15 protein-coding genes and 2 riboswitches are annotated in these 20366 nt (G+C 33.0%); of the genes, 7 read left to right on the top strand and 8 right to left on the bottom strand.

Going from position 1 to position 20366, the window contains the following annotated elements:
* Nucleotides 1–28 precede the first annotated feature (28 nt).
* Together ISP71_00465 and ISP71_00460 are read left to right on the top strand one after the other, a co-directional pair.
* A complete protein-coding gene (locus tag ISP71_00465) occupies nt 29–1063 on the top strand; it encodes a quinone-dependent dihydroorotate dehydrogenase (GenBank protein ID MBL6662552.1) in 1035 nt (344 codons plus the stop codon).
* On the top strand, nt 1060–1896 hold the full coding sequence (locus ISP71_00460) for a hydroxymethylglutaryl-CoA lyase (protein ID MBL6662551.1): 837 nt from the start codon (nt 1060–1062) through the stop codon (nt 1894–1896). Before ISP71_00465 ends, ISP71_00460 begins: the two co-directional genes overlap by 4 nt.
* A gap of 4 nt (nt 1897–1900) precedes the next feature.
* Here ISP71_00460 and ISP71_00455 read toward each other — a convergent pair whose 3' ends face one another.
* From ISP71_00455 to ISP71_00445, 3 genes are all read right to left on the bottom strand, one after another.
* A complete protein-coding gene (locus tag ISP71_00455; protein ID MBL6662550.1) occupies nt 1901–4054 on the bottom strand; it encodes an Ig-like domain-containing protein in 2154 nt (717 codons plus the stop codon).
* 10 nt (nt 4055–4064) lie between these two features.
* Nucleotides 4065–6179: a gliding motility-associated C-terminal domain-containing protein gene (locus ISP71_00450; protein MBL6662549.1), complete on the bottom strand. Its 2115-nt coding sequence runs from the start codon at nt 6177–6179 to the stop codon at nt 4065–4067.
* Between the two features lie 64 nt (nt 6180–6243).
* Nucleotides 6244–6439, top strand: a riboswitch (cobalamin riboswitch).
* A 96-nt stretch (nt 6440–6535) separates the two neighbouring features.
* Nucleotides 6536–8647 (bottom strand): gliding motility-associated C-terminal domain-containing protein, encoded by a 2112-nt coding sequence (locus tag ISP71_00445; GenBank protein ID MBL6662548.1) that lies wholly within the window; start codon nt 8645–8647, stop codon nt 6536–6538.
* Between the two features lie 72 nt (nt 8648–8719).
* Nucleotides 8720–8900: riboswitch (cobalamin riboswitch) on the top strand.
* A 51-nt stretch (nt 8901–8951) separates the two neighbouring features.
* On the opposite strand from ISP71_00445, the gene ISP71_00440 reads away from it, so the two are divergent.
* The 5 genes from ISP71_00440 to ISP71_00420 all read left to right on the top strand — a co-directional run bounded on the left by ISP71_00440 (nt 8952) and on the right by ISP71_00420 (nt 14733).
* The gene (locus ISP71_00440; GenBank protein ID MBL6662547.1) at nt 8952–10118 is read left to right on the top strand and encodes a hypothetical protein; all 1167 of its coding nucleotides are present in this window, start codon (nt 8952–8954) and stop codon (nt 10116–10118) included.
* Between the two features lie 75 nt (nt 10119–10193).
* A complete protein-coding gene (locus tag ISP71_00435; GenBank protein MBL6662546.1) occupies nt 10194–12011 on the top strand; it encodes a sodium:proton antiporter in 1818 nt (605 codons plus the stop codon).
* A 27-nt stretch (nt 12012–12038) separates the two neighbouring features.
* A complete protein-coding gene (gene gcvT / locus ISP71_00430) occupies nt 12039–13121 on the top strand; it encodes a glycine cleavage system aminomethyltransferase GcvT (GenBank protein ID MBL6662545.1) in 1083 nt (360 codons plus the stop codon).
* Nucleotides 13122–13126: 5 nt separating this feature from the next.
* Nucleotides 13127–13843 carry a 2-phosphosulfolactate phosphatase gene (locus ISP71_00425; GenBank protein MBL6662544.1) on the top strand — a complete coding sequence of 239 codons (717 nt, stop codon included), beginning with the start codon at nt 13127–13129 and terminating at the stop codon, nt 13841–13843.
* Nucleotides 13840–14733 carry a S1/P1 Nuclease gene (locus ISP71_00420; protein MBL6662543.1) on the top strand — a complete coding sequence of 298 codons (894 nt, stop codon included), beginning with the start codon at nt 13840–13842 and terminating at the stop codon, nt 14731–14733. Before ISP71_00425 ends, ISP71_00420 begins: the two co-directional genes overlap by 4 nt.
* A gap of 52 nt (nt 14734–14785) precedes the next feature.
* On the opposite strand, the gene ISP71_00415 is transcribed toward ISP71_00420, so the two are convergent.
* The 5 genes from ISP71_00415 to ISP71_00395 form a co-directional block, all read right to left on the bottom strand.
* Nucleotides 14786–15670 carry a hypothetical protein gene (locus ISP71_00415; protein ID MBL6662542.1) on the bottom strand — a complete coding sequence of 295 codons (885 nt, stop codon included), beginning with the start codon at nt 15668–15670 and terminating at the stop codon, nt 14786–14788.
* A 50-nt stretch (nt 15671–15720) separates the two neighbouring features.
* Entirely contained in the window at nt 15721–16842 is a 1122-nt protein-coding gene (gene dnaN / locus ISP71_00410) for a DNA polymerase III subunit beta (protein ID MBL6662541.1), read from the bottom strand.
* A gap of 72 nt (nt 16843–16914) precedes the next feature.
* Nucleotides 16915–17913: a DUF4340 domain-containing protein gene (locus tag ISP71_00405; GenBank protein MBL6662540.1), complete on the bottom strand. Its 999-nt coding sequence runs from the start codon at nt 17911–17913 to the stop codon at nt 16915–16917.
* A complete protein-coding gene (gldG, locus tag ISP71_00400; protein MBL6662539.1) occupies nt 17910–19637 on the bottom strand; it encodes a gliding motility-associated ABC transporter substrate-binding protein GldG in 1728 nt (575 codons plus the stop codon). The genes ISP71_00405 and gldG overlap by 4 nt, the downstream gene beginning before the upstream one ends.
* Nucleotides 19634–20362: an ABC transporter permease subunit gene (locus ISP71_00395; protein MBL6662538.1), complete on the bottom strand. Its 729-nt coding sequence runs from the start codon at nt 20360–20362 to the stop codon at nt 19634–19636. The genes gldG and ISP71_00395 overlap by 4 nt, the downstream gene beginning before the upstream one ends.
* Nucleotides 20363–20366 lie beyond the last annotated feature (4 nt).

Raw genomic sequence — 20366 nt, 5'->3', positions numbered from 1 at the left:
TATTTTTGCTTCATAATTGCCACTTATGATGTATAAAATTCTTGTTAAACCAATCTTATTCTTATTCAATCCTGAATTTATACATCATCTCATTTTCAGAATTATAAAATTAGCTTCCTATATTCCATTTAAATTAACTGTCTGGAATAAGATTTACAGAGTAAATGATGAAAAACTTAAAAGAGAGTTATTTGGCTTGACATTTGATAATCCAGTGGGTTTAGCCGCTGGTTTTGATAAGGATGCTAAGCTATTTGATGAATTAGCTGCTTTTGGCTTTGGCTTTATAGAGATAGGAACACTAACACCTTTAGCTCAAGCTGGTAACCCTAAGCCACGATTGTTTAGGTTGCCTGAGGATCATTCACTTGTCAATAGAATGGGCTTTAATAATGATGGTGTAGAAGATGCTGTAAAACGTCTTAAAAAGCGTAAAACAAAAATTATTATCGGAGGTAATATTGGTAAAAATAAAGTAACTCCTAATGATGAAGCTGTTAAGGATTATGAAATTACTTTTGAGGCACTTTTCGATTATGTAGATTATTTTGTAGTCAATGTAAGCTCACCTAATACCCCTGGTTTAAGAGAACTTCAAGAGAAAGAGCCACTCACTAAGCTATTACTTCGTTTGCAAGAATTGAACAATGCTAAAACTGAAAGGAAGCCTTTGTTATTAAAAATTGCACCAGATTTAACCAACGAACAATTGGATGATATTGTTAGCATAGTTGTAGAGACCAAATTAGACGGCTTGATAGCAACTAACACGACAATTGATAGAAATGGTCTTAAAACGTCTGAAAAGAGGCTTAAAGCTATTGGAAATGGGGGGCTAAGTGGTCGAGCGGTCAAAAAGCGTTCGACAGAGGTGATTCGTTACATCTCTGAAAAATCGAATAAAAGCTTTCCAATTATTGGAGTAGGAGGAATTCATTGTGCAGAAGATGCTATTGAAAAGTTAAGGGCAGGAGCGAGTTTAGTTCAGATATATACGGGGTTTGTATACGAAGGCCCAAGTATTGTCAAAAAGATTAACCAAGGAATTCTGAAGCACTTATGAAAATCATAGAATGTCCTAGAGATGCTATGCAGGGGATTACAGACTTTATTCCTACTGCTCAAAAAGTGGCTTATCTCAATTCATTATTGAAAGTTGGTTTTGATACATTAGACTTTGGTAGTTTTGTGTCTCCTAAGGCTATTCCTCAGATGAGAGATACAGCAAATGTCCTCTCTCAGTTGGACGATTCTAACACTCGACTTTTGGCTATTGTTGCCAATCAAAGAGGAGCTGATGAGGCTTGTTCTTTTGACCGTATTGATTATTTAGGATATCCTTTTTCAGTATCAGAGAACTTTCAGAAACGTAATACTAATAAAAGTATTGACCAATCTCTGTCTTTAGTTGAGCAATTACAAAATACTTGTATAAAACATCATAAATCCCTAGTAGTATATGTATCTATGGCATTTGGTAATCCTTATGGGGAATACTGGCACGAAGATATTGTCGCTAAATGGGGTGAAAAGCTATCCGATTTGGGTGTTAAAACTTTAGCCTTATCTGATACAATAGGGGTTTCTAATCCAGATAATATCAAGCCTTTATTTTCTTTGCTAATCGAAGAATATCCACAAATAGAGTGGGGTGCACACCTACATACTCACTTGGAAAGTTGGCGAGAAAAAGTTGAAGCAGCATACAATTCAGGTTGTAAACGTTTTGATGGAGCTATCAAAGGGTATGGCGGTTGCCCTATGGCAAAAGATGATTTAGTGGGTAATATGCCAACAGAAAAATTACTTTCTTTTACTCAAGAGAAGAAAATAGAAACAGGTATTAATACACTAGCTTTTGAAAGTGCCTACAACAAAGCTATTGATACTTTTTAGCTCACTATTGTTTCATAATGAGTTGAATGTCTGAGGTTTTGTCTAAGTAGTTTACTTTTACTAAATAACTACCATTGCTTAGTCTATTCAGATTTAATAAATTCGACTGCTTTTCCTCCATAATCAATTTTCCATCGATTGAAAACAAACTGATATGTTCTATATCTTTTGAAGACTGTACATAAATACTCGAACTAGTAGGGTTGGGGAATATTTTTGTGATTTCATTATTATCAAAAGTTAACCCAACTGCTTGAGTTATGTTTATTGTTTCTTGTCCGATTAAATTTGAACCATCTTGTGCGACAGCTTTTACAATGACATCACCTAATGAAGTAGGTGAAAGTAATCCCTCATCATTTATAAAGGCAGAGCCTGTATTGTTGACTACTGTCCAAGCAATCAATGGATTAGTAGCATTTTGAGGTAAAATTGTAGCATTCATTTGTAAATAACCATTCAAATTGATTGATGTAGCCCCATTTTCTCCTTGTACTTCTATTGAGGTTATATAACGATACAATTCATTGATAGTAACGATAGTATCTCCAATTGTACCACTGCCATCAGCAGCATTTGCTATAACTTTAACTGTTCCTTGACTAACACCTGTTAATATGCCTGTATCGAATGCAATTGTAGCTTCTCCAGTTAAATTCTCAACGCTCCATGTTACATTAGAAGATGTAGCATTAGAAGGGCTAACAATAGCCTCCATCTGCAAGTCATTTTCTTCATCTACAGACATTAAACCGTTTTCTCCCTGAACAATGATAGTAGTGATAGGTATGTAGTTAATGAATAAGTCAAACGTATCTGATACTGAATTAGAAATAGTAGAAGTAGCAACAACTTGAACAATTCCTTGAGAACCACTTTGTCCATAAACCATACCGTTTTGATTTATGCTTGCATTAGCTTCTAGTTCAACTATATCCCAACTTACTTCTTGGTAGGTGGCATTTTCTGGATAAAATATGACACTCATTTGAACGCTTTCATTGAAATCAATTTCTGTGACAAAGCCATCTGAATATATTGAAATGGAATCTAAATTGACAGGTAATACTGTAATGTATTTTGTATCACTTAAATTTGAACCATCATTGGTGCTGGCTGTTACCAAAACTTGACCTTCTGTTACACCAGTTAATAGTCCATTGTCGGCAATAGTAGCACTACCTCCCTGATCGCTTACTGTCCAGGTCAAATTTGTATTATCTGCATTACCGGGTACAATTGTGGAATACATCTGTAGTGTTTGCCCAATCAAAACAGTAGAGTTATTATTTTCTCCAAAAATCACCAAAGATGTTATCAAATTGGGATTAATTATGATTGAGATTGTATCAGTAATTGTAGTACCTAAAATAGTTCCTTCAACAAGTACTGTTCCAGAAGAAGTGGCCGTAAGTAATCCAGTATTATTTATAGTAGCAGAACCACTAACGTTACTTACACTCCAAATTACGTTTTGATTACTAGCATTGCTTGGAAGTACATTGCTAATCATTTGTAAACTTTGACTATTTAATATAGTTGTAACTCCATTTTCTCCTTCAATTTCTAGAGACTCTGGTAAAATATCTTGAGAAGCACCGGCTAGAATTGCGGTATTTGGTAAACTTTGATAGGCATAATCTTTGATAGTTAAAGTCTTATTCTCATCAAATGATACTCTTATCCAACCATAATGAAGAATACCATTTAAGTTGATTTGAACTCCGATGTATTTATCCCCAAGTTCTTGAAATGTATTGTTTTCAGAGTCTGCTATTATTGGGTCAGGTATAGTCATTCCCCACAGACCACTTTGAAGATTAGGTCCAATAAGTTCATTTTCATTAACGACTTGCAAATACCCCGCATTATAACTGTTGTTGCTTCCACTTAACCACATTGTATGACTATTATTATTAGGGTTGGTAATGTGAGAAAAATAACCGTATCCAATAAATGAATAATCATCCCATCTAAAATCAAATTCTGCATTCCCATCGTTATTAAAATCTATTTCAACAACCCCATTGACTGACATAATTATTGGGTCTAGAGTAGTACTTGCATCTGGCTCAATATCTGTGTATATTATTTGAGAAAATAGACTCTTGGCGAATAATAAAATTATACTTGTCAGTATTACATTTTGTTTTTTCATAATCATAAGTTTATTGATTTAAACTAAATTTTCTTTTGATGGTTCTTTTTCCCATATCATTTTTATATTGAACTACCAATAAATATGAATAGACACCAGTAGGACAAATTTTGCCTCTGTAGGTGCCATCCCATTTTTCGTTATAATCACGACTTTCGAAAATCTGTTCTCCCCAGCGATTAAAAATTTGTAGGCTGTAATATTTTGAAGGGATACAATTCGATTGATAGCCAAAAAAGTCGTTTAGTCTATCTTCATTAGGGGTAAATACATTAGGTAAAAACTCTTCACATAGACAATTTTCAGCATTTACTTTAATGCTATCTGTTTCAACTCCACATGTATTAGAGGCGCTTACCCAATAAACGCCTGATTCTCTAACTATCGTCGCTGTATCAGTATGACCGTCGAACCATAATAAATTATCGTATAATTCAGCTTTTACTTTAAGTAATAAGGGGAAGTTTTCACATATGAGAGTATCGTCAGTAGTTTCTAAAATGCGAGGAAGTAATACTCTATTTACTTTGAGAGTGTCTGATTGTATAACACAATTCAGTTTTTTTACGGTTACAAAATATTCTCCATCATAATGAATGTCTTTTGAAGTGCTCTTATCTCCGTCATGCCAAGAATAATCTTCATAATCTTTATCTAAATCAATGGTAAAGAAATCACCCTCACAAATGGTGGTATCATTTCCTAAATTTATTGAAGGTATAAAAGTTACGTTAATAGTATCTGAAGCTGTGCATTGCTCAATAGAGGTAGTCAAATGGTATTCTCCAGATTGTTTTATTTCTAAAGAAGATTGTGTGCTACCATCAGACCATTTGAAAGCTGTACCATTCGTGTTGGCTTGCAAAATGACTTCTTCATCAGGGCAAGCTGTAAAATCTTGACCTAAATCCATATATGGAGGTACAATTTCTACTACTTGAAAGGTGTCAGTACGTACACATCCATCTTTTGAATAATGAATGGTATATTCTCCAGCACTATTAATGTTTATTTCATTATCTGATATACTATCATTCCAAAAATGATAGTCCAAATTACTACCTGCAAATAGTAAAAAATTTTCGTCTTCACAGTAGCTAGTATCGTTAAAAGTTCTTGGTAATTCTATTAGATTAACAGTTATACTATCTCTAAGTACTTTTAAACCATCCTTATATAAGTCTACAAAATATATACCTTCAGTATTCACATCTATTGTAGATGATGTATCTCCAGTATTCCATAAATACTGACTGCCGCTTATGGGATTGCCTATAGTTATGGTTTCCCCTTCACATACTGTGGTATCTTTATGATTGAAATCCATAACTGTGAATTTGATGTTGTCAAAATAAGCCTGTACACCAGCTTCTTGATCTATCTTGATTCCATTTAGGTTATATGGGTTGTTGTTACCGGTTGAGGCTGTGTCAAAATTTAGATTTATATTTTGCATTGTGTTTATTGTAACCCAATCAGCTTGGTTCGTTAAATTCTTTCTAAATACACTAGCACTACCTTGATAGTTGTTTGCATAAAAATCAATAACCATAACATATTTTACCCAGCTAGGTTCAAGTACCATTTCCACCGCTACCATTTCTGAATTAGCATCAAAAAGTTTAAGATTTGCGTTTTGATTACAGCCAAACCATTGTATGCCAAAACTTCCTTCATTTGGGTCTGATTGTCCACAGTTTTGACCAAAATTACCGTCATTATTTTGATCAAATGCTAACCTAAAATCCTTACCCCAACATCCACCTGACATTTCAAATTCAAGAATTAGAAATTGTTTGTTTTGAAATGATGGAAATGACCAATCGTTATTATTAACTCTACTTATCACAACATGTTGATTGCCCCAGCCACTATTAGACATTATAGTTTTACTAGCTATATAATCGCCATCTGTCGGCATATCAGTAATTTGAGGTATCAATGGTGTTCCAACAACTGGACAATTATATCCATTGTTCATAGATGACATAGAAGTACTGTAATGCCACCCATCTTGATTAGTAATATCTCCATTAGACAAATTTTCAAAGTCGTAAATAGCAACTTGTTGTGAAAATGATAAAAAAGTAAGAAAGGTGAAGGAGTAAACAAGTAAACATTTCATCACATTAATTGACTTTAAGTAAGAAAACAAATATAGGGTAATTTTTTGAGATTTTTTTTAAGAATTAGGGCTAACTTCGTATCGTTACGGGTTCATATAAGAATTAATAGGGAAGGAGGTGTAAGTCTTCAAATGTTCCTGCAGCTGTAAGCTCAAAAACAACTTAAGATTTAGTCCATTATTCTACAAGAATGGGAAAGCCACTTACTTAAGCAGTACCTTGAACATAGCCAGGATCAACGTTGTTGTGCTCAAAATCGTCATAAAAAACAACCGACCAGTCGCACTGAGCATAAAGAGTAATATTTATAAAAATAACTAGAGTAAATAGAATTAATGATTTCATATCCTGTAATTTACTGTATTAAACTAAATTTTCTTTTGATGGTTCTTTTCCCCATATCATTTTTGTATTGAACAATTAACAAAAACGAATAAATATCAGTAGGGCATATTGAGCCTTTGAATGTTCCGTCCCATTTTTGTTTATAATCATTACTCTCAAATATTTGTTCTCCCCATCTATTAAAAATCTGAAGACTATAATATTTTGAAGGAATACAATTAGATTCATATCCAAAAAAGTCATTTAATCTATCTCCATTTGGTGTAAAGACATCAGGCAAAAACTCTTTACATAAACAATTTTCTGTTGTTACTTTAATACTGTCCGTAATAACTCCACATTCATTACTAGTGCTTACCCAATACACTCCTGAAGTTCTTACCAATGTTACAGTATCAGTATGACCGTCGAACCATAATAAATTATCGTATAATTCAGCTTTTACTTTAAGTAATAAGGGGAAGTTTTCACACATGAGAGTATCGTCAGTAGTTTCTAAAATGCGAGGAAGTAATACTCTATTTACTTTGAGAGTGTCTGATTGTATAACACAATTCAGTTTTTTTACGGTTACAAAATACTCTCCATCATAATGAATATCTTTACTACTGCTTTTATCTCCATCGTGCCATGAATAATCTTCATAATCTTTATCTAAATCAATGGTAAAGAAATCACCCTCACAAATGGTGGTATCATTTCCTAAATTTATTGAAGGTATAAAAGTTACGTTAATAGTATCTGAAGCTGTGCATTGCTCAATAGAGGTGGTCAAATGATAATCTCCAGATTGTTTAACTTCTAAAGTAGGCCGCGTACTACCATCAGACCATTTGAAAGCTGTACCATTCGTGTTGGCTTGCAAAATGACTTCTTCATCAGGACAAGCTATAATATCTTGACCTAAGTCTATATTTGGAGCTAAAATTTCGATTACTTCTATTGTATCGAATCCTATGCAACCATTTTTCTCGAAATATAATGAGTATTCTCCAGGTGAATCGATTTGTAATTGATTATACGTACTACTATCGTTCCATAAATAAAAGTCCAAGTTTTGTTCTGCAAATAATGTTATAGATTCATTCTGACAAAATGAAGTGTCATTGATTACATTATCTAATTCCCTAAATCTGACATAAGTACTATCGGACAAAATTTTATTATTATTAATGTAAAGATCAACAGAATAGCTACCTTCTGAAGTTATTTCTATAGTTGGTGTAGTTTCTGCTGTGCTCCATACATACGAAACTCCATTTATTGGTTTTCCTAAAGTTAAAGACTTGCCTAAACAAATAGTGGTATCATTAGGAAATAAATCAAAAACAGTAAACTTTATATCGTCAAAATATGCAGCATCACCTCCTTCTTGAAGAATAATTCCGTCAAGGTTAATTGGATTATTTTTTTCAGCAGATAAAAAATCAAATCCCATATTTAAATTTTGCATTGATACTACTGGAGACCAGTTGGTCTGTCCGGTCAGATGTTTAGTTAAAACACAAACCTCACCTTGATAATCATTAGCATAAAAATCTATAACCATTAAATACCTAACAAACCCCCAGTTAACTTGGTTATCTGTTGCAATTACATTTGATGAGGCGTCGAAAAGCTTTAAATAAGTTGGTGTATCACATACAGACCAACTTAACCCAAAACTCGCTTCATTTATATCTTCTAATCCACAATTTTCACCATAGTTTCCATCCATGTTTTCATCGAATCCTAATTTTACAGATCTATTCATACAGCCCAAACCCATTACGAATTCAAACATCAAAAATTGTTTATTTTGTAAAGAGGGGAATGACCAATCAGCGTTATTTTTTCTGCTTATTAATACAATTTGATTATCATAACCACTTCCAGTACGTATAGCCTTACCAGCTAGATAGTTTCCTGAGTTACCAAGCACACTAACCTCAGTGACTAACGGATTCCCAATTACTGGGCAATTGTATCCATTATCTAATGATGACAACGATGAGCTATATTGCCATCCATCTTGACCATTAATATCACCCTCAGACAAATTTTCAAAGTCATATACAGCAATTTGTTGTGAAAATGATAAAAAAGAAAGAATAGTAAAAGAGTAAATAAGTAAGCGTTTCATCACAATTTATCGGCTTTAAGTAAGTAAATAACAAATATAGGGCATTTTTTTGATTTTTATTAAGAAATAGGGCTAACTTTGTGGCGTTACGGTTTCTGAAAAGAATTAATAGGGAAGGAGGTGTAAGTCCTCAACTGTTCCCGCAGCTGTAAGCTCATAAAGAACCTAAGATCCACAGTCCACTGTTCTGTAAGAATGGGAAGGCCACTTAGGAGAGCAAGTCAGAAGACCTGCCATAACAAACGAACGGAAAACCTCGGGATAAGGTGGTCTTAGTATTTGTCTATAAACTTAAAAAAATAGAATGAAAAAAGTAGTATTAGTGTTATACCTTATTTATCAAGGTGTTGTAGCACAAAATGTAGTTAATCAAGTATTGATACTTAATGAAGGTCGTTACAATTACACAACTGGAGAAATAGAAACTCCTGTTACTATTGGAAGCTATGATCCTGTCACTAACAATTACTCAATAGTAGACACAATAGAGGGAGCTCGTTTTGCTTCAGATATGATTATTAATGGTGATTATTTCTATATAGCTGCTGATACACAACTTCTCAAGTATGATTTGAATACATATGAGTTGTTAGCTAGTCAATCAGTTACTGGAGTAAGAAATATACTAATTGTCAATGACAATTTATTTGTTTCAAGAGGAGAGTATGGAGTAAGTTTTGATTCATACTTTCAAATTTATTCAAAATCTGATTTAACTTTTATTTCAGAATTAGATACTACTGAAGGCCCTAAATGGACTACTCAGAATATGGTACATACCGATAATAAACTTTATGTGGCAATTAATAATGGTTTCGAATGGGGCAATGAAAAATCACTAATTGGCGTATTGGATTTAAATACCTTGAGTTATTTGGAGGAAATAGATTTGGGCTCGGATGCTACTAATACCGATAATATGATGATTACAGACAACTATATTTATACTGTTAATAATAAAAACTGGTCTGGTGCATCCTTTTCAAAAGTAGATTTAAGTACACATTCTTCAACTACTATTAATGTTTCTGATGTGAGTACAGGTTGTGGTACATCTTGTTTACGAGGGGATAAAATCAACTTTCAAATATCAATGGATTCTGTTTTGTTAGAATGGGATCCAGCAACGCTATTATCTTCGGGTAATCCTTTGGGAATCAATCAAAACTTTTATGAGTTAGCTTACGATGAAGTCAATAATTATCTATACGCTTCCGAAACGGACTATTCTACGTATGGAAAAGTACACATTTATGATGCAGACAACAATTTAGTTTCTGAATTTGATTGTGGTGTATCACCAGGAACCATTGTTTTTGATGTGAGAAGTACAACTTCAATAGAAGATTACTCTATCAATCAAACTCAAGACGATGTCTTTTTCGATTTGTTTGGAAGAAAAATCAATCAAATTGAAAATCAACCAAAGGGTGTTTATATCCGTTCAGGCAAAAAGATTTTCAGACAATAATTTTTTTAAAAAAATTTATCAAAGGAGCTTCGGCTCCTTTTTTTATTTTTTTATATTTATCAAAATTGAAAAATTATGTTAGAACTCGCTGCAATTATAGTTATTGGTTTATTGGCTCAATGGATAGCATGGAGAATGAAAATACCAGCTATTTTCCCTTTAATCATACTAGGTCTTGTGATGGGGCCTCTTTCAACTTTATTTTTAGACCAAAAATGGATTGATCCAGAAAATATTTTTGCTGGTAAAACCATGTATTATTTTGTTTCACTTTCTGTTGGGGTTATCTTATTTGAAGGGGGGCTTACCTTAAAATTTAAAGAAGTTAGACAGTTAGCAGGTGTAGTTAGAAACTTACTTATTGTTGGCCCAATAGTTATGGGTATAGGTGGGGCATTAGCAGCTCATTATTTCCTAGATATGGATTATAGAGTAGGTTTATTATTTGGTTCGTTAATTATAGTTACTGGTCCAACAGTAATTGCTCCTATTCTTAGAAGTGTTCGTCCTAAGAAAAATATTAGCACTATTCTAAAGTGGGAGGGTATAGCCATTGACCCTATCGGTGCCTTGGTAGCTGTTTTGGTTTATGAGTTATTATTTGTTTCTACTATGGGGGTTGGTGGAGATCATTCTATGGGACTAACACAAGTAGCCTTAAAAACCTTCTTTTTAACCTTATGTGTGGGAACTTTTTTTGGATTACTTTCAGGCTGGACTTTACATACATTACTTAAAAGAAATTTGATTCCTCATTTTTTAATCAATGTTCTTTCTTTAGGTTTTGTCATTTTTGCTTTTGCTGGTGCTGATACTCTACAAGCAGAATCGGGTTTATTATCTGTTACTGTCATGGGGATTTTATTAGCTAATATAAAAACTCCAAATCTAGATAAGATTCTAGATTTTAAAGAAAGTCTAACTGTTATTTTAATATCCGTACTCTTTATCATTCTTTCCACTAAAATATCTATGGAGGATTTAAGATTGTTAGAAATTAATTCTTTATACATTTTTTTAATTGTTGTGTTTGTACTTCGCCCTATAGTAGTATGGATAAGTTCATGGAAGTCTGATTTGAATTGGAGAGAAAAAGCCTTTGTAGCTTGGATTGGACCTAAAGGTATTGTTGCTGCTGCTGTTGCTTCTTTATTTTCTTTGTATTTAATGTCGGATAAAATTTCACTGCCTCCATCATTAAAAGAAGATGTGGAGTTATTAGTTCCTTTGACCTTTATGATAATTCTAGGAACAGTAACTTTAAATGGCTTATCAGCCAAATTTGTGGCAAGGTTGTTGGGATTGGTTCAGGACGTGAAAAATGGAGTAGTTATTGTAGGGGCAAACGAGGGTTCTATTAGTATAGCTAAGTACCTTGAAAAACTCCATATTTCAAACACTCTAGTTGATTTATCGAAAGAAAATATTCGTCAAGCAAGAGCAGCAAATTTAAATGTCCTCGAAAAAAACATCCTTTCTAATGACGATGATTTAGAATTTGATGATGTTGGACATTTATTAGCACTTACTTCTAGTAATGATGTCAATATTTTTGCTTGTAGAAAACTCAAGTCAACCTTTGGAGAATCTAATGTTTATCGTCTTATTACTGTTAATGAGATAAAATTTGATGCTTTATCTAGACCTAATAATATTTTGTTTTCAGATGACTCAGATTATATTAAACTAATAGAATTGGTAAGAAAATATCCTGAAGTTCAGGAAATAAAAATAACCTCAGAAGACCATTTAAAATCTCTTTTTAAAAGTGATAAGGAGTCATATCTGCCTATACTTCTTAGAAGAAATGACACCATTCAATTCATTACTGTTGATTTTGAATATCAATTCGTAGAAGGAGATGTTCTAGCCTATATTGGGGAGTTAATTTAGTTATATTTGCGCCCTAAAATTAACTCAATGAAAACTACTGCTCTTACACAAAAACATATTGATTTAGGTGCTAAAATGGTGCCCTTCGCAGGATACAACATGCCAGTTCAGTACCAAGGCGTAACAGTTGAACACTTAAATGTTAGATATAAGGTAGGGGTTTTTGACGTTTCTCATATGGGAGAGTTTTTTGTTGAGGGACCTCATGCTTTGGATTTAATACAAAGAGTAAGCTCTAATGATGTTTCTGCTTTAGTTGATGGTCAAGTTCAGTATTCTTGCATGCCTAATTTAGAAGGAGGGATAGTTGATGATTTACTAGTTTACAGATTCAATGCTGAAAAATATATGTTGGTAGTTAATGCCTCAAATATTGAAAAGGATTGGAATTGGATAAGTCAATTCAACACAAATAAAGCTATTATCTCAAACTTATCCGATGATTACTCTTTACTAGCTGTGCAAGGCCCTATGGCATCACAAGCACTTCAATCGCTTACTTCGCTAGATTTATCAGCTATGAAGTATTATACTTTTGCTTTAGCTGATTTTTGTGGATTTAATGATATCATCATTTCTGCTACTGGATATACAGGTGCTGGTGGCTTTGAAATATATTTTCCAAACGACATTGCCGAATCGATATGGGAATCAATTTTAGAATCTGGTAAATCTTACGGCATACAGCCCATAGGTTTAGCTGCTAGAGATACTTTGCGTTTAGAAATGGGTTTTTGCCTTTATGGTAATGATATTAATGATGATACATCACCTATTGAAGCTGGATTATCATGGATTACTAAGTTTAATAACAACTTTAACTATTCTAAAGAATTACAATTACAAAAAGAAAATGGTGTTCAGCGTAAAAGAGTAGGTTTTGAAATGCTAGACAAAGGTATTGCTAGAAATGGATATACAATCCTTAATGAAAAAGATGAAGAAATTGGCTTTGTTACTTCAGGTACTATGTCACCATCACTACAAAAATCTATTGGAATGGGTTATGTGAATTCAGAATATGCTAAAAGCGATACTAAGCTGTATGTTCAGATAAGAAATAAGAAACTCAAGGCCCAAGTCGTTAAATTACCATTTTACAAATCATAGTTTCTATGAACAATATTAAAGTTTGCTTAACCCCATCTCTTTTTCCGATATATTCGGATAGAACAAGTGTTGTCGTTGTTGTTGACGTGTTAAGAGCTACTTCAGCAATATGTACTGCTTTAGAGCTTGGAGTTGAGTCTATTATGCCTGTTTCTACATTAGAAGATGCTCTAGATTATAAGGATAGTAATGAGTATGTAATAGCAGCTGAGAGAAATGGCAAAATTGTTAGAGGTTTTGATTTAGGAAACTCTCCGACAGATTATTCCAATCATTTTCTTCAAGGTAAAAAGATGGTGTTGACCACTACTAATGGGACAAAAGCCATAAATATTGCTAAACAAGATCATTTTGTTGTGACGGGTTCATTTTTAAACTTAAAAGCCTTGACTTCATTTTTGGTAGAGATGGACAAGGGTATTATTATTTTATGTGCTGGTTGGAAAAACGACTACTGTCTAGAGGACACGCTATTTGCAGGTGCATTAACCAAGGAATTAATTAAAAATGATAAGTTTTACTATGATAACGATTCTACTGCCAGTAGTTTAATACTCTATGAAAAGGCTAAAGACAACTTATTTGAGTTTTTAAAAGATTCTCAGCATAGAAAACGTTTAGCGCATTTAGGAATAGAAAACGATGTCCGTTATTGCTTAGAATTGAATAAATCTGAAGTAATTCCTATTTTAAAAGACAACGTATTGATTTCTCATTCATGAAAAAGCTAATACTAAGTTTCATTGCTATCTTTTTATTTAATAATACAGTATTGACTTGGGGCTTTTTTTCTCATTATAAAATTAATAAGATGGCAGTTTATACTCTTCCTGAGAGTATGAATACATTTTTTTTAAATCACATTCATCTTTTAGAAGATAAGGCTGTAAATGCTGATAAGCGAAAATTCACCGTAAAGGATGAGGCACCAAGACATTTTATTGATATTGATGCTTACAGTGTTGATTCACCTTTTGCCGTAATGCCAAAAAAATGGGACGATGCTGTTGCAAAGTATTCAGAAGATACCCTTATTAAGTATGGTATATTACCTTGGCACATCAACAAGCAGTACCACATTTTAGTAAAAGCCTTAAAGGAGCATAAAATAGAGCGTTCTATTAATCTTTTATCGGACTTAGGGCATTATGTAGCAGATGCTCACGTTCCTCTGCATACGACGCTTAATTATGATGGGCAATTAAGTAATCAAAAAGGAATTCATGCTTTTTGGGAGTCACGCTTACCAGAGCTATTTGCCGAAAATTATGATTTTTATTTACCTAAAGTCAGCTATCAAGACGATATATTATCTTACGTTTGGTCAATTGTAGAATCTAGTTATTCAGCTAAAGATTCTGTTTTAGCGTTTGAGGCTAAATTAAATAAAAGCTATAGTAGTGATTTAAAATTTAGTATTGAACAAAAGGGGCAGGGCGATAAAAAAGTGTACTCTGAAGACTATTCAAAAGCCTATCATCTAATGTTAGATGGAATGGTTGAAAGGCAAATGCGAAAATCTATCTTAGCCATAGGTTGTATTTGGTATTCAGCTTGGGTAGATGCTGGCCAGCCCAATATGGATGAATGGCAATATCAAGAAAATGAATAAAAAAAAGACTTTGCGATAAGGCAAAGTCTTTATATGATTTTTTTAAAATATTTTAGAAGTAGAAAGATAAACCTACTGAAAAGTTTATTCCAGATCCAGCAATTGTTCTCTCTGTGGTTTTTTCTCCCATATCAGCAACACTTAAAATTGGATGTATAGCATCTTCTTTCATAGTAGCTGTAGAGTTGTACATATAGTAATTGAATTGCGGTTCAATACTAAATTTATTAGATAAAAAGGCAGAAAAACCTAAGCCTAAATTAATTGTAGAAGAGGCTAGTTCTGTTGTTTGGCTAACTGAACTGATAGCATCTTTAACTTCTTCTTTTCCAGAGGCCATTCTGTAGGAACCATCAACGAAGATGGAGTTACCTTTTCTTAGTTGAAAGTTGTATCTGACAAAAGGAGAAATCGTCATTAAAGTTTTAGAATATGTTAAGTCATTATCAACCGATGCGGCCACCAAGCTATAAAGTTCTAAATAGTGATTAGCATAAGTTGTACCATTAGTGGTTACATCTGGAAGACCTGTAAACCAAACATTTATCATACTATCTGCTAAACTAGCATTAGAAATCTCAGAATCAGGATTTGTTTTGAAAAGACTTGTTTCAGTGTCATATCCAAAGCCTACACCAAGCATTAGCTTATTAGCAATAAAATATCCCATTTTTAGATTGACATTAAACTCACTTTGTTTATCCTGGTCTAATTTATAAGAATAGGGGAATAAAAAGTCCAAGTTCAAACTGTCTGTAGCATTAACTAAAGTATCTCTAAAACCCGTAAAAGTGACATCGATAGTGTTTTCTGAGTTAGTAGTTGAGCTGAAATTAATATTACTACTTGAAGCACCAAGAAACCAATTTCCTTTTTCAAATTGGGCATTTACTTGAGTAGTAGCGATAACTAATATGATTAGAAGTATATTTTTCATAATAGTGGTTTATTGTTGTTTTAATTGTTTGCTAATATAAGCTATTTGCATCATTGATTTAACATTACTGGCATTACTAACATCAAAACCTCTTCATTTTCTGATATTCCATCTTGAGGAATTATTATTCCAGCTCGATTGGGAGCACTCATTTCTAGGTTAATTTGTTCTGATGAAAGATTATTAATCATTTCCAACAAGTAACGTGAATTGAAGCCAATTTCGATGTCTTCGCCAGAATAGTTACAGCTTAATCTTTCAAAAGCTTCATTTGAAAAATCTAAATCTTCAGATGAAATGTGTAACTCAGAGCCTGCAATTTTAAGACGTATTTGATGAGTAGATTTACTAGCAAAAATAGCAACTCTACGAATGGAATTATAAAATTCTAGTCTATCAATAGTTAACACATTAGGATTTTCTTTAGGTATTACAGCCTCGTAATTAGGATACTTTCCATCTATGAGTCGGCAAATTAGCTCGATTTCATCAAATACGAAAAAGGCATTGGTTTCATTGTATTCTATTGACACATCACTATCATTAATCAATGAATTTTTTAAGAGTGTAAGCGGCTTTTTTGGTAAAATAAATGAAACTATACTATCAGCTGTGGCATCAGTTCTTCTGTATTTAACAAGTTTGTGGGCATCCGTAGCAACAAATATGCAACCATCAGATGATAATTCACAAAAAACACCAGACATAATAGGTCTTAATTCATCGTTGCCTGTAGCGAAAAGCGTTTTATTAATTGCTGATGCTAATACTTCTGAAGGCATAGTTGTTTTAGAAGCAGAATCCATTGATGGTGTTTTTGGAAATTCATCACCATTTTGTCCAGCCAGTTTGAACTTACCATTTTCAGAACCTATTTCTATACCGTATGTATCTTTATCGATTAAAAATGTAAGAGGTTGATCTGAAAATGTTTTAAGCGTATCCAATAATAATTTGGCAGGAATAGCGATATTTCCGTCTTCATCTGCATCTGCATTTTTTACCGTAGTTTTCATTGTTGTCTCTAGGTCAGAGGCAGAAATGGAAAGTGTATTATCTGATATTTCAAACAGGAAGTTATCTAAAATAGGGAGGGTGTTACTTGAGTTTAAAACACCACTAATGGTTTGGAGTTGCTTTAGTAATTGAGCACTAGAAACTATAAATTTCATATTCGTTTTTTCTATATCTGTTAACAAACAAATATATAAGAATTACATTTCTTAGTATGATATACTTTTCAACTATTTTTCAACAGAAAATTGAGGTGTTCTTAAAAGTATTTTATCGAATACATAAAACTGTATAAGTATTAAGTCAGAGTTGAGTTTAGCGTACATTCTATCTACATCATACTCTAGCTTTTGACAGTTTTCCTGCATATAATCTTCTCTCTTTGGTTCTTTGTGATAAGCTATTATAGAATCCATTTTCCCATTTGTATCGGTTATACGTATAGTATAAAAGGGTGTGCTATTGAAAATAGAGTCTTTTTTTGAAAAGTCATTCATAAAACCTTCGCATTTAACGGACTTGAACAGATTAAAATATTCTTGACCTTGACTGTCTGGTATTATTTTAGTAGTGTTGTTTTTGGTGAAACTGTAAAACTTTTCCTGACGATGCATTTTAAAGGATTTGTTGTCGTCTTCGTGATTGATTACACTTATTGTCTTTATATCATTGCTATTGTAAGAAAAAATAGTTCTATCTCTCCACAAGTCACTAGCAACTGTAGTACCATCTATAGTATATCTAGGAGCTAAAAAACCATTAAATCCAGGTATATAAACCACAAAAGCACGGCTTGAATTTTCCAGAAGCATAAAGCTACCTATTAAATCCTTAGCTTCTCCGCCAACATAGTAGGTTTTGTGTGCTAGATCTAAATTATTAGTAAATATTTCAACTTTAACGGCTGAACTGGCAAGGTTTTTTATAACCTTATCATGTAAGCTGTTGCTAACAGGGTGCTTGACTTCAATATCTTTAATTGTTTTAAGTAAGTATTCTATGGCTTCTGGGCGAACTTCAAATTTATCGTCTACTAGCCATGTGCCACTATCTCTACTCACAGTAACTGAATTGCCGTGTTTGTCAGCAAAAAATACCTTTTGAATACTAGCCGTGTCTTCAACAGCAAAATCACTTAATTCTTCGCTTAAGGTCGTATCATTCTTATTAAGGAAAAATAGTATTAGTGATGCTATAATCAGTAGTGCTAATAAAAATATTTTTTTCATCTGTATTGTCTTTTTCTCACTACACCAAAAATAACGATTATTAGAGAGATGATAGCTAGAGGTGATAAAGTATTAATCAACTGCCATTTTAATCGATTATTTTTGATTTCCGATTTATTTAATAATCTGAGGTTGACTTCTTTTGCCCTTATATTGATTAGATTTTCATTATCCATTAAATAGTTCAAAGCATTAACAATTATTTGCTTGTTGCCATTAAATTGAGATTTGCTAAATTGATTGTAACCGAGTGGAAATGCATTTCCAGAAGAGGAAACGTGATTTTTTATAATATCTCCATCTCCGAATACTATCATTTTATTTGAAGGGCTTGTTAGCTTCGGTTTTAAGCTTTCGTTATTAGGTGCAATACGGTTTTGAAATGCGGATTGAAATTCTCCTTCTAACAAATATGCGATTGGTTTTTCACCAGCATTAAATTGTTCTATTTGTGGTTCTTTCTCTAGTATTGATAGACTAACTCGATGTGGAGCTCTAACTATTTTTGAATAAGGCGAGGAGAACAACAAAGGTGTTTTTTTGATGTTGATTGCCTTGACGGTATCTAATGTACTTACAAAAGCACTCTTAATTCCATCTAAGTTTTTGACAATAGATTGTTTGTTTTTAGGAATAATAATAGGGTGGTAGAACCATGGGAGTAATTGTTGTTGTGGTACATTTCCTTGATATCCAACAATTATAGGTATTTGGTCGGCTTGAAAATCCATCACCAAATCGTAATTTACTCTAACACCATATTTGAAAAGTAAGTCTGTGAGATTTAAATCTAAAGGAACTGCCATTGAAAAAGGTGCATTTCCTTTTAAACTATCCATATCCATAGCTACGCCGTCCAGAAACCACATGGTTTTTCCACCATTCATAATGTATTGGTCAATCAAAAATTTATCAACTTCAGTAAAGGCTTTAGTAGGTTTAGCAATGATTAGAGCCTTGTATTGTAGTAGTCGTTTTATTTGATTACCAAGACTTGGCGAGTTGTTTTGGTCTAGTTCATATTCTTTAATATCAATTCTATCGATGCTAAAGTACTCTGACAATGAGCCTTTTACAAGACCTAAAGAATGATTTATGTCGGCAGTTTCTAATTCGTCTAATTCATTATGCCCATCTAAAAATGCAATCTTTGGTTTATAGTTAGTAATGAGTTTGTGGATAGCATTGGTTAGTTCATACTCGATACTTTCAACAGAATTATTAAGTACATTTTCAGGATTGGTGCCAATTTGATTTTGTAAGAGGTTTAAAGATTGACTTCTACCTTTGTAGTAGATTATAGCTCCTGGGAATATAATCTGCTCACTATTACTGTTATTTGCTTGGACTTGAAGATTAGTTGGTTCTAGACCATTTTCTGATAATTCTTTATAAATTTTCTTTCTATCCTCTGGGCTATCGGCTTCATTAGGGTCAATAAACTGATATTCTATTAAAGTATTGTGGTATCTGAATTCGTCTAATGTCTCTTGACAAGAGTTTCTAAGCCTAACGAATCCAGCAGGGAGGTTGCCATTCAAATAAACCTTTACATAAACAATGTCATCAATTGAGTTTAAGGTTTCCTTAGTGGCATCGTTTAATGAATATTTTTTTTCTTCAGTCAGGTCTAGCCTAAAGTACAGTTTACTAGCTAAAACATTAATTGCTATCAGTACAATTAGGTTAATGAAAAGAGATTTATGTCGTTTAATTGCTATCATTTTTTTCTGCTGATTGAGTGGCTAGTAAGTTGTATAAAAATGACATTTAAACTCAGAAAATAAATAATATCTCTACTATCAATAACACCTCTGCTCAAACTGTTGTAATGCGAATCCATTCCAAGATATGAGATAGCAATTTGGATTTTTCCGTTAGCTATTTCACTAGCAATTAAATCCCAACCTAAATAGAAGAATGCACTGATAAAAATAGCTGTGACGAAAGATGTGATTTGGTTTTTGGTAGTAGAAGAGGCATAGACTCCTATGGCAACAAATACACTTGATAAAAGCAGTAGTCCAATGTATGAGCCAATAATTCCAGCAGTATCGATGTTTCCTTCTGTTTCGGATAGCTTAGATAAGCTAAAATAATAAACTACAGTAGGAAGTATAGCTAAGAAAACAAGGGTTAATCCTGAAAAATACTTGGACAAAACAAGTTTGGTATTAGAAATAGGTGAGGTTTGAAGAACCTCAATAGTACCTTCTTTATATTCATCTGCAAACAAGCGCATGGTCAAAGCCGGTATAAAGACTAAAAATAAAAAAGGGGATAGAGAAAACAAACCATTCATCTGTGTAAATCCAGAGTCAAGAATGTTAAAATCACTAGATATGAGCCATAAAAAAGCACCATTTGTGAGCAGATAACTCAAAATAATAATAACGCCTGAGTTATGGCTGAAGAATGTGTTTATCTCTTTTTTAAATAGTGCATACATATTT

It is taken from the genome of Flavobacteriales bacterium, from assembly GCA_016779995.1.
GTDB lineage: Bacteria > Bacteroidota > Bacteroidia > Flavobacteriales > UBA7312 > UBA8444.
Note: the sequence above shows the minus strand (reverse complement) of the source record. Positions and strands in the feature narration are given on the sequence as shown.

Bases quoted from the DNA above. Each gene is read 5' to 3' on its own strand.
- ISP71_00465 (MBL6662552.1), top strand. From the start codon at position 29: ATGTATAAAATTCTTGTTAAACCAATCTTATTCTTATTCAATCCTGAA.
- ISP71_00460 (MBL6662551.1), top strand. From the start codon at position 1,060: ATGAAAATCATAGAATGTCCTAGAGATGCTATGCAGGGGATTACAGAC.
- ISP71_00455 (MBL6662550.1), bottom strand. From the start codon at position 4,054: ATGAAAAAACAAAATGTAATACTGACAAGTATAATTTTATTATTCGCC.
- ISP71_00450 (MBL6662549.1), bottom strand. From the start codon at position 6,179: ATGAAATGTTTACTTGTTTACTCCTTCACCTTTCTTACTTTTTTATCA.
- ISP71_00445 (MBL6662548.1), bottom strand. From the start codon at position 8,647: ATGAAACGCTTACTTATTTACTCTTTTACTATTCTTTCTTTTTTATCA.
- ISP71_00440 (MBL6662547.1), top strand. From the start codon at position 8,952: ATGAAAAAAGTAGTATTAGTGTTATACCTTATTTATCAAGGTGTTGTA.
- ISP71_00435 (MBL6662546.1), top strand. From the start codon at position 10,194: ATGTTAGAACTCGCTGCAATTATAGTTATTGGTTTATTGGCTCAATGG.
- gcvT (MBL6662545.1), top strand. From the start codon at position 12,039: ATGAAAACTACTGCTCTTACACAAAAACATATTGATTTAGGTGCTAAA.
- ISP71_00425 (MBL6662544.1), top strand. From the start codon at position 13,127: ATGAACAATATTAAAGTTTGCTTAACCCCATCTCTTTTTCCGATATAT.
- ISP71_00420 (MBL6662543.1), top strand. From the start codon at position 13,840: ATGAAAAAGCTAATACTAAGTTTCATTGCTATCTTTTTATTTAATAAT.
- ISP71_00415 (MBL6662542.1), bottom strand. From the start codon at position 15,670: ATGAAAAATATACTTCTAATCATATTAGTTATCGCTACTACTCAAGTA.
- dnaN (MBL6662541.1), bottom strand. From the start codon at position 16,842: ATGAAATTTATAGTTTCTAGTGCTCAATTACTAAAGCAACTCCAAACC.
- ISP71_00405 (MBL6662540.1), bottom strand. From the start codon at position 17,913: ATGAAAAAAATATTTTTATTAGCACTACTGATTATAGCATCACTAATA.
- gldG (MBL6662539.1), bottom strand. From the start codon at position 19,637: ATGATAGCAATTAAACGACATAAATCTCTTTTCATTAACCTAATTGTA.
- ISP71_00395 (MBL6662538.1), bottom strand. From the start codon at position 20,362: ATGTATGCACTATTTAAAAAAGAGATAAACACATTCTTCAGCCATAAC.